The following is a 10571-nucleotide window of genomic DNA, read 5'->3' on the forward strand; positions in this document are numbered from 1 at the left end:
ACTAACAAACTATCGCTTCAACATGGGTTCGTCATCCTAACCATAGCCATCTTTTAAAGAGCCCCGCACGCACATCTAGCGTTACGACTTCACCTGACTTCATCCCAGATCGATTGGTAGCCGATCCCGAACACAGGAGGATTAGGCACTAGACAGTTGACTGTTTGCCTAGGGCAGAGATTTCATCTGCCTGTTTAACAGAACAGTTAGAAAGGACCCTCCAGCCAATACTTTGGCTGAAGGGCTTCTCCACCTATTTCGTCAATTAAGACTTATTAGGTAACGTTTCGTTATTTTTATTAAGGGAGTTGTGGTGCTACTACTTTACCAGAAACCTCAACTGGTGCCCCAACTACAACTTTATTTGCAAGAGCGGAATCATCAGTTGTATTAATTTCTTGGTTTTTAGATCCTTTTGCAACAAGTTTAACTTCTACTTTTTGAGCAGTGTTAATAGTTTCAGCAGTAGTGATTACAAGAGTTTTATCTCCTACTGTTACTGCATTATTACCAGCAACAGAGACACTAACACCATCTACAAGAAGAGTGTAATCGTCCAGGATACCATCTGCATCAGCATCTTGCTCAGCCAAACCTTCGCTAAATGTCAACTCAATAGCGCTTGAAGATGTAGCATCTTCATCTGCAACGACGAACTTCGCGGATTTCAGTTCAGGAGCAATGTTGTCAGTAATATCAACAATTTCCTCATAAGCTTTTGTTGCCGCACCATCAGCAACAACCAATCCGTTTTTAGCTTTCAAAGAAGTGCTAATCGAAAGCTTAGCTTGAGAATCAATTACATACTTGTTAGCAGGCAGGTAGATGTTAACTACATTTTTGCTGCCTACAAAATCAATAGTTGTACCAGCAGGGAGTTCAACACCATCTAACTTGTAGTTGCTCAATGCTTTAGCATCATCGTTCATTTCTGTGCCGAAATTGACAGAAATTACATTTGGCTCAGTAGCATTATCAATAGCAACCCCAGTGAGGTACTTACTAGCATTATCCAAAGTTGCAGACGTAGTTACTGCAGCATTTTTATTTTCATCTGCATCCCAAACTGCTCCAGCTGCAAGAGCCACACTATAAGTACCTGCAGTCAAATCATCTGGATCAGTATCTACATCAGAACCATCAGTTGTTGTAATTGTGATCTGAAGTGTATCATCATCAGCATCATCAATTACTGCAGCACCAGCAACTGGAAGGCTAACACCATTTTTGTACACTTTTACTTTTGTAGCATCGGCACCAGCAATTACTTCATCAAACTTAACAGTAATGGTTTTACCAACAACTTTGTTCAAGTTAGCAGAAAGTACCTTTGGAGCACCTGCATCTTTAGTCAGAGTTACAGAACCAGAGTAATCTTTACCAAAGAGGTTAGCTTTATCTTGGTAACCCTTAATGCTCACATTGAGAGCAACACTAGTTTCACCATCACCATACAGTGGGTTTGTAGTATCCCCAGCAACTGTGATTTTGTAAGTAGTATTGGTTTTGTCAGTAGCATCTTTTTCCGCAGTAACTGTAGGCAAAGTCAGATTGCCCTTTTTAATAACAACTTTACCAGCAGTAATCAAATCAGAAAGTTGCGTGTCAGTAGTCAATTCTTCGCTAAACTTAACCTTAAAAGTATCAGCGGTATAAGCAGTTACACTAGCTACAGCGGGAGCAACAGTGTCAGTAGTAATGGTGAATGTTTTAGTAAATACAGAAAGAGTATTTGGATCTGTATCTACTGTATCCTGTGCATCATATACGGTAACAGTGTGAGTACCTGCCGTTTGCAATGCAGTTGGGAGTGCTACGGTTACCGTATAATCGCCAAGATCTTCAGAAGCATCTACTGGATCAATCGATGTTGTACCAGCGTCAGCGTCAGCAACAACTACTCCGTCAACTTTAACACTCATCGTTTCAGCAACTGGTTCATCAAAAGTTAGAACAAGGTTGCCTTTAAGGAACTCTGCGTTTACCAGTGTAGGAGCTTTTTGATCAAGGAATACTTGAGTTGCACCTTCATAATCCTCAGCCAACTTTGCATAATCAGCTGCCAATACTCCAGTTACATCTACACTGTAAGTATTTGTATTCGCCATTGCAGTTACAGACAAGAGGACACTTTTCTTATCCGCAGTCAATACAACATCAGCTGGATGACTAGCGTCTGCCAAAGTGTAGTTATCTGGATCTTCAGCAGTTGTTTTATCAAGTTCCTTGTTGAAAGTTACCTTGATTTCTTGAGCGTTAATAGCACTTAACGCATCATCTATGAAAAGGCTCAATAAACCTTGATTCTTAAGGGTATAAAATAATGAAGCTTTACAGTTGCTTGCAATAAAAAGCAAGCTGTTATTGTTAATTTATCGCAACCTGCTATTTTAATTTGAGCTGCTTTTACCTTAAACTTGCTAACTCTTTCTCTATTTCAATAACTCTAATACACCATTTGATATTTGATTTGCTTGTGCTAACATGGCCTGTGATGCTTGCACTAAGATATTTTGTTTCGTCAATTCCATCATCTCTTTTGCCATATCTGCATCTCTGATCCGTGATTCAGATGCTATCAGGTTTTCTGTGTAGTTACCAACGTTATTCATAGCGTGTTCCAAACGATTTTGATAAGCCCCAAATTTAGAACGTCCCGAGGAAATTGTTTGAATTGCAATATCAATCTTGGATATAGAACTTTTTGCATTATTTCTAGTATCAACAGAAATATCTTTAATGCCTAATGATATTGCCGTGGTGTCAATTAACTCAATGGGTAATGTCTGTGAAGCATTAGCTCCTATTTGTAAAGTTAAACTAGGTTTTGGTATAACTGTTTCGGTAAATTGAAATACAAGACTGTCTCCTGGTGAATCTCCAATATCAACAAACCCAATTCTATCGAAATTAGTAATTTGATCAGTCATACCATAGCCTGAGTATGTGGTGCCCCCAATAATAATAAATCCTAAACCCACGAAAGCAGTACTACATTGAGTTTGTCAATGTATTATAAGTGCCTACAAGATATCCTTTTCCAGCCATGTTCCCAATTAATACTTCACTGGCATTTTGCTTAAGTATTTCAAACTCACTTGCTATTCTAATTGATTCAGAATCACCAATTAGTCCATTTTTTACTGCATCAAATGATTGAATCAAATTATCTGCCGTTTCCTCTGGTGTTTTACCCAAGGGCGTATTGATTTCAACTCTCGACTTACCTCCACCAAGGGATGTGACGGTAACGACGGCGCCAACATTATTTGTTTCTTTATTATTAAGCAACTTTATTTCGTTAAAATTTGTATGGTTAGCAATTTCATCGATCCCATTTATTATCTGTTCAATTTCTGATTGAATTAATTTCCTATCTGAAGCATTAAGAGTATCATTAGCTGCTTGAACAGCCAATTCTCTCATCCGCTGTAAACTATCGTGAATACTTCCTAGAGCACTCTCAGCAGTTTGAATTAGTGATATACCGTCCTGTATATTTCTACTAGCTTGTTCTAATCCTCTTATTTGAGCCCTCATCTTTTCAGAGATTGCCAATCCGGCTGCATCATCAGCAGCTTTATTTATACGCAATCCTGAGGACAATTTTTCCATAGCGTTAGCGGACATTCTATTATTTATTCTTAGTCTGTTAAAAGTGTATAGCGCTGCCGAGTTGTGCGAAATAATCATGAAAGCTCATCCTTACAAAAAATAGTTCGTATACCTTTCTTATCGGCAATGACTGCCTATATTGTAAAACATTATCCATTGTACGTTAGATCGAGTACACACAAACACCTTTCATGACAATAGTTGGATCGCACATTCGTATCTCAGAAGAAAACAGCATGACGGTGGAGTTTGATGGAATTAAGTATGGTTTGCTTGCAATAAAAAACAAGCATGGTTTATGAATGCAATTTTAAGAAATGGAACATGTCGAAGCCTTTGACGAAAAAAAGAGGTTTTGGCTATTGCCATGAAACCTCCTCTATGCACTCAGGAACGTCATTTTTCGGACTACCCACCATCGTTGAAACCGGATAAGCTCGCATCTGGCCAGCATCAAAAGGCACCAGCAATGACCCCAACAGGTCAGGGTCAAACCACTCGCGATCGAGCCAAAGATCTTCGTCCTCCTGCCTCAGGATAACCGGCATCCGGTCGTGGATATCAGAAACAATCTCGTTTGGTTTTGTCGTGATAATCGTACAACTGTGCAGCTTTTCACCGTTTGGTTTTGTCCAGGTGTCAAACAGGCCGGCAAAAGAAAACAATTCCCCGTTTTTCATCATGATACGCATGGGTTGTTTTCCCTTTTCAGTCTGTTTCCATTCGTAAAATCCATCTGCCGGGATAAGGCAACGTTTACGAACAAAAAGGTTTTTAAAAGCTGGGTTTTCCTGTATTGTTTCTGCTTTGGCGTTGATCATTTTGTACCCAATCTTTTCGTCTTCTGCCCAAAAGGGAACAAGACCCCAGCGAAGTTGCCCGATTCGCCTTTTCCCCCCATCGGCTATTATGGCCAGGATGAGTTGACCAGGAGCAATATTGTATCGTGGTTTTAGGTTAAAAAGGAATCTCGTCCAGAAAAAAACGTCTCATTAGTTTATCCGGATTGGTAACAAGTAAATCGTCCGCACATCGTCGACCCTCCTATAACCATCATACCCGAACAAAAAATAACCCCCCCCGGGGGAAAACAAGGGTACCTCTTTAGTCTTATTGGCTTGTCTTATTGAGAATAAATTACAACTCCAGTCTTAGATAATAAATTACTTTTTGTTCTTTATCTCTTCAAGTAACTGGATAAGCTTATCATTTTGGTTTATGATTTTTTTTACTCCAAGAGCAATCCCCATCAGAAGTCCTACGATAAGCGGTAGAAAAAAAACATTTATTATCAAAGTTGACTCACCTCACCTGATGATAAATGATTTAAAAAAGCAATCCGTAAAGACATTATAACGGATTGCTTTTTTCCTAAGCTTTACTTTATGATGCAGGGCCTGAAGGATCAATATCGGCGAATGCTCTGGCAGCTTTCTTTTCATGAGGAATCATATCATTCATTATATTTAGGCAGGTCTGTGTTAAACCATATGTAGCGGCAATTCCTGTCATAATTCCGATAGTCAATGCCAATGGCGGATTAACGCAAATTGCTGCGATCACAGAAGCGAAGCCAACACCTGGTACCCCGTAAGATATTGCGTTATCTAAATCTTCTTCAAGACTTTCCAGGTCATCAATCGCTTCAGCGAAATCTCCTAAAGCGTCCTCATTACTATCATTTTCAAAGGTAGTTTTCGTTTCACCTTCCCATTCAAGGGCCCAAAAATCTTGGTTTTCATAGTAATCGTTGAAAATTCTATACTCTCCCTCATATGATTCTACACGATTCTCAATATCTGGCTCTATTAGCATTTCAACCGATTCTGATTTTTTGGGGTAATCGTCCAAATCGATCTTAACTTTTTCCCCGTTGGAGTCTATTTCTAATTCGTTGGTTTCCTTATCAAGTCGGGTAATTACAACTTCACTATCGGTTGTAACCTTTGATTCAACAATATTCCCGTCTTCTTTGACGTATTCAATGGTCCAAAGAGTCGAAAGTTTCATTTCTTCCGAAAATTTCAACTGGTCGCAACTTGCCGCCTCTACCGATGAAAAGAAAGATCGTATCAGTCGTTAACCTTCTCATAAGTACGCTCGAAGATTTCAGGCTTGCAAGGATACTGCTCACCTGCAACTCCAGTGATAATCCAGTCTCCAGGTTCAGCCTTCATTAAGCCTTCCAAGGTCTGGATCGTCACTTCCGAAGTCGTTTGATAGGCTTCTATTGTTACTGGCTTTTTGCGGTATTTACCGGCATTAATATTACCCATATACCATTCCTCCACTAAAATTATTTAAAAAGGAGAGTAATGCACGATGGCTAAAACGTACAACATTTTCATAAGTCACGCATGGATGTCAACATCAACTTAAAATTCCCCAAATTCATCAACTGAACTTTCCCCATTAGTGGGGACCGACAGGTCCCTAATCTGGAGGTTCTCCTTTTTCTTCAGACATTTCTGATCTGAGAGAATCCAGCCTTCTTCTTTTCTTTAATGCGATAACTTTCTCCCTTTATATTGACTGTACTAGAGTGATGCAAAAGTCGGTCTAAAATTGCTGTGGCTAATACAGAATCACCAAAAATCTCACCCCACATGCCGAATGATTTATTCGATGTTAGAATGACGGAGCCTTTTTCGTACCTTTCTGCAATGATTTGGAAGAAAAAATGAGCAGCCGTTTCATCCATTTTGCGGTATCCTATCTCATCAATGATTAACAAATCAGGCTTGGTATAGACACTTAATTTCCGGCGTATGGTATTCGTCCGATGAGCTTCTTGTAGGTTTTTGCACCAAATCATGAGCCGTAATAAAATATACGGTGTACCTTTTCGAAATAGCTTCCATCGCTAAAGCGACAGCTAAATGAGTCTTCCCAACACCAGGTGGTCCAAGGAGGACAATGTTTTCTCGGTGTTCAATAAACTGCATCGTAGCAAAGTCTCGTATTCTTCTTTCATCAATGGATGGTTGGAACGAGAAATCAAACTGTGAAAGTGTCTTATGATACGGCAGTCGAGCCAAACGTGTTCGGGTTCGTATATAGCGATCATTTTTAGCAATGATTTCTTCCTGTAACAGTTTGTCTAGAAACTCTAGATAGGATATATTTTGTTTAGAAGCCTCTTCTGCATGTTGGTGGAGAACGTCAGGAATACGTACCCACCCTAACTGTTGGAAGGCGAGTTTAAGTCGTTCTTGGAGGATCATTGAAGTTTCACCTCCTCCTCATCCGTTAATGCATCATAAACGGATAAAGAACGCTGAATCACTTCGGGTGTTGAGTTGGAAACGAGACGGGGGATAGGTTGGGGAACCATTTGGCCGTTCGTTTTTCGAATCCCCTCGAAGTGTTTTTTATTAAGAGCCACCTGATACTTAGCGACACTTATTTTGACATGCTCTGCAATGAGACTGTAATCGTGATAAAAGCGTAACACTCCATTTTTATCATCTTGGACTTGTACAAGGTGGCCAATGTACTGAAAAGGTACAGAGTAGCGATTCCCTTGATAAGACACGAGTGAATCATTGGAAACCTTACGGATATGCCTTTCTACATATTCATAAGGAGTCGGATTAGGTGTTTTTAACGTTTCCTTTTGGAGACGCATCAATGGCATTTCGTGTGTTGTACCGTGAATTCGTACGTTCGCTACCGTATCAAGCCAGTGCCGCACCTGCTGATTTAGGTCATTCAATCCGGTGAATGTTTGGATCCGTGGCCAGAAATTTTTTCTTATGTATCCGACTCCATTTTCGACCTTTCCCTTCGTGCGAGCACGGTAAGGTTTACAACGCCGCAAGATAAATCCGTGATGGGCAGCGAACCGAGCAAATCGTTCATTCCAGATCGCTTGCCCTCGGTCATCTTGACCGATCACAACTGTTTTCATGTTGTCATACAAACACGAATCCGTTATTCCCCAAAGTATTCCATTGCTCTGATATGGCATCCCTTTAGCGTCTCCAATTTCTCATCCTCCGTAAATTCCACATACATCATTCTGGAGTATCCTAGGATCATTACAAAAGCATAGATCCGTTTTTTCTGCCCCATCCAATCCACTCGAAATGTCCCCCAGTCTACCTGAGCTTGTTTTCCCGGTGGGGTTTCAAAACGTTCAGTTGCCTTGGAGACGACCGTAGGTCGTATGGGTTTCATGAACATGCGAAGAGTAGTGATTCCTCCAGAATATCCTTGTGCCTTAATTTCTTCCAATAGAACAACTGCGTTTAGACAACCTTCCTGCATTCTTTGGCGAATATAGTTTTTAAACGGTTCCAAAATAGTTTTCTCTGATGGTTTTCTCTTATAGCTTTTTGCTTCCGGTTCGATCAGCCATTTACGGATTGTTTTACGATCTCTCCCTAATTCATTAGAGATTTGTGTGATCGTCATTCCTTTCTGTCTCATATCTTTAATCACAAAAAACTCCCCATTCTTGACCAAGTTTCTCTCTCCTCTCGGAGAGATTGTCTGATGTAAGTGGGGAATTTTCAACTGATTATATTGAGGATTTTACAATTGATGTTCACAAGTGTACAGCAGCATCCAGACGACGAGATGGTTCCGCAGGCTGACTCTCGCTCTGTCCTGGACAAAGAACAGGATCTGGTTTACTTCCTGCTCCGTGAACACCTCCACCTCTCCCTCGCTTCCGGCGGCCACCTTGATCCTGTCTTTGCGCAGCTTGACGACCTGCTCTGTTGTCAGCTTACGGTCGATCAGGAACAGGTTGAACGCCTGCAGAGAATTGATCTTCTTGTTGATCGTCGCGACGGCGTACTTTCTTTCCGTCAGGTGATTCTTGTAGCTGGAGACGTAGAAACGTTTCAGATCGGTCGGCTGATCTACGCCCATCGCTGCGAGGAACTCCGCGAATGCCTTTACATCACCGACGTAGGATTGAATCGTTTTCGGCGCGATCCCATTCTCCACAAGGTACTGTTCGAATTGCTGAATCACGTCCATTGTCAAACACCTCCTGAGATTCAAAAATCCCGAAGGCTATTGTGAGCCATCGAGATGCTTTCACTCGTTCCTTGACCCGGCGAAGTTGCGGAACGTGCGCCACATCTCGCCCTCGTCCGTTCCCCACGCACGCCTGTCTGACGTCGTCGGGATCGAGAATGCGGAAATGTCCGGTGAGACGGTTCTGCTGCAGTTTCCACCCGTTTCTCCTGTCGAGGGTGTCCCAAAAGACTTTGCCTCCCGCCGTTTTGATCGGCAAATTCGGAAACAACATGCTTCTCATCTCCTTATTTGTTTTTGGCAACGCAAAAAGACCCTGCATCCTTTAATTAGACACAGGGTCGTCTGTGAGTCGTTTTAAGCTTCGGTTAGTGAAGCTCCTGTTTCAGTTTTTCGATTTCTTCTAAGGGGAGTTTAGTCAGCTTTGCAATGCGTTCTGGACTCTCTCCTTCCGCAAGCATTTCCTTTGCTACTAAAAGCTTTCCTTCTAACAAGCCTTCTTCTCTAGCCTTCTGCTGCCGGATTTCTGCCTCTCGGACAGCCGCCATCTCGTCCAGAATCGCCTTCCGACGAGACTCGTACTCGACCCATTTCTTCTCGTCACGGCTCAGGTCTTCCCATTCGTCAAACGCCCGTTTCATGACCGGATCTTGCATCGCTATCGCCTCCAATTCCTTGCGAATTTCTTCGTGATCGTCCGCCTCCAGAAGCAGCAGCCATCTCTCCAGCTCATTGTCGTGCGGATTGACCGCCCGCTGTTCCCACTTGTCCATCAGCTTCGGGATCTCCATGAAGTGAATCTCCATCACATCTGTCAGCGGAAACTGCTGCTGATCCTCGTACAGGTGGAATGTGGTGTGGAACCGCTCAGTTTCCCGCAGAAAGCGGAAATTGAGAATGTTGATTGTGATCGTTTTTGCCAATTCCGTGTACGGCATTCCCTTTTGCATCTGAGCAGAGAAGATGCGTGACCAGTAGTAGAGGGTGCGCTTTTCCATGTCGAACTTGTTTGCCAACTGAATCTCGATGTTGACGTGCTCACCCTGTTCCGTCTTGGCGTGGATGTCCAGCACAGATGCCTTGTCCTCGATGTGTTCCCGATTGATTTCCGGATTGAGGATTTCCACCGACACGATTCGCTCATCCTTTGGCAGTTTGAGTGCCGCGTTCAGGAAGGCCAGGAGAATCGGTTCGTTTCCCGCTTTGCCAAACACTTGTTTGAATGCGAAGTCAATCTTCAAGTCCATTAGTTTGGTCACGTCATCACTCTCCCTTCTCCGTCCGTTGTCTGTACTACCATTATACCACTGGAATGCGTGTTCGACACTCCTACTGGAACCTCCTTTCTTTCCGAGATCAAGGGAATAATATATGTTTGATTTTACGGTCATTACGGCTGGGATGGCGTGAGGAAAAAAGTGAGGGGAAAGGGAAAACGTGGGCGGGGAAGAGGGCTTCTGACTGCAGTTTTTATATTCTTCAGCGAGGTTTCTGTAGTGAAAAGGTTGTGGATTTATTGGCTGGTATACAACAGGGATTGCCAAATTACGCAGAACAGGATTTTTCAGTGAGCTTATGTAGAGTTTTTCAGCGAGTTGATGTTATGCTGCCTGAAAAAAATTGGAACTTACGTTCCATCACCAAATGGAAAAAGACCAACAGGACTGCCAGTACCAAAGTACCAGCAATCCTTATTGGTCTTTTGAGAAACAAACAACGCCCATTGTAAGTTCTCATCCTTCTCATCCGCTGACTGGGTTCCTTCGCTCCGGTCTGTTTTCTCCTCCCCGCCTGTGTTACCACTACGGATGCAAACGGCAGACCATCCTCACTACTACGAACCCGCCGCCATCTTCCCGGCCTCCCTGGTGCTACTGTTTATGGCAGACTAAAAATGTAGGTTATGGCAGTTAATTTATGCAGACCCGTAGGGGCTGCATAAATTAAAAAACCACTTGCCAACATCC

Annotated in this window: 9 protein-coding genes and 2 pseudogenes; all 11 read right to left on the minus strand. The window is 42.3% G+C overall.

Annotated features, from left to right (window positions below; all coding sequences use genetic code 11):
* Positions 1–299: 299 nt before the first annotated feature.
* The 11 genes and pseudogenes from JOD01_RS15615 to JOD01_RS15660 all read right to left on the minus strand — a co-directional run bounded on the left by JOD01_RS15615 (position 300) and on the right by JOD01_RS15660 (position 9863).
* On the minus strand, positions 300–2294 hold the full coding sequence (locus JOD01_RS15615) for a hypothetical protein (RefSeq protein ID WP_204519241.1): 1995 nt from the start codon (positions 2292–2294) through the stop codon (positions 300–302).
* A gap of 138 nt (positions 2295–2432) precedes the next feature.
* Complete coding sequence (locus JOD01_RS15620) at positions 2433–2981, minus strand: flagellin (protein ID WP_338028573.1); 549 nt, start codon at positions 2979–2981, stop codon at positions 2433–2435.
* A 10-nt stretch (positions 2982–2991) separates the two neighbouring features.
* Positions 2992–3693: a flagellin gene (locus tag JOD01_RS20060; protein WP_204519242.1), complete on the minus strand. Its 702-nt coding sequence runs from the start codon at positions 3691–3693 to the stop codon at positions 2992–2994.
* 281 nt (positions 3694–3974) lie between these two features.
* Positions 3975–4648: pseudogene (locus JOD01_RS15630) on the minus strand (SOS response-associated peptidase).
* 350 nt (positions 4649–4998) lie between these two features.
* A complete protein-coding gene (locus tag JOD01_RS15635) occupies positions 4999–5643 on the minus strand; it encodes a geobacillin-26 family protein (RefSeq protein ID WP_204519243.1) in 645 nt (214 codons plus the stop codon).
* Positions 5644–5687: 44 nt separating this feature from the next.
* Positions 5688–5891: a hypothetical protein gene (locus JOD01_RS15640; RefSeq protein ID WP_204519244.1), complete on the minus strand. Its 204-nt coding sequence runs from the start codon at positions 5889–5891 to the stop codon at positions 5688–5690.
* A 182-nt stretch (positions 5892–6073) separates the two neighbouring features.
* Positions 6074–6839, minus strand: a pseudogene (istB, locus tag JOD01_RS20095) (IS21-like element helper ATPase IstB).
* Positions 6836–7585 (minus strand): Mu transposase domain-containing protein, encoded by a 750-nt coding sequence (locus JOD01_RS19740; protein ID WP_239565490.1) that lies wholly within the window; start codon positions 7583–7585, stop codon positions 6836–6838. Before JOD01_RS19740 ends, istB begins: the two are co-directional and overlap by 4 nt.
* Positions 7549–8082, minus strand: a complete 534-nt coding sequence (locus tag JOD01_RS19745; RefSeq protein WP_239565491.1) for a DDE-type integrase/transposase/recombinase — start codon at positions 8080–8082, stop codon at positions 7549–7551. Before JOD01_RS19745 ends, JOD01_RS19740 begins: the two co-directional genes overlap by 37 nt.
* A gap of 69 nt (positions 8083–8151) precedes the next feature.
* Positions 8152–8604, minus strand: coding sequence for a tyrosine-type recombinase/integrase (locus JOD01_RS15655; RefSeq protein ID WP_239565492.1), 453 nt, complete (start codon positions 8602–8604; stop codon positions 8152–8154).
* Positions 8605–8972: 368 nt separating this feature from the next.
* A complete protein-coding gene (locus JOD01_RS15660) occupies positions 8973–9863 on the minus strand; it encodes an Rpn family recombination-promoting nuclease/putative transposase (protein ID WP_204519245.1) in 891 nt (296 codons plus the stop codon).
* Positions 9864–10571 lie beyond the last annotated feature (708 nt).

Source organism: Brevibacillus fulvus, from assembly GCF_016908525.1.
In the GTDB taxonomy this organism is placed as follows: Bacteria; Bacillota; Bacilli; order Brevibacillales; family Brevibacillaceae; genus Brevibacillus_G; species Brevibacillus_G fulvus.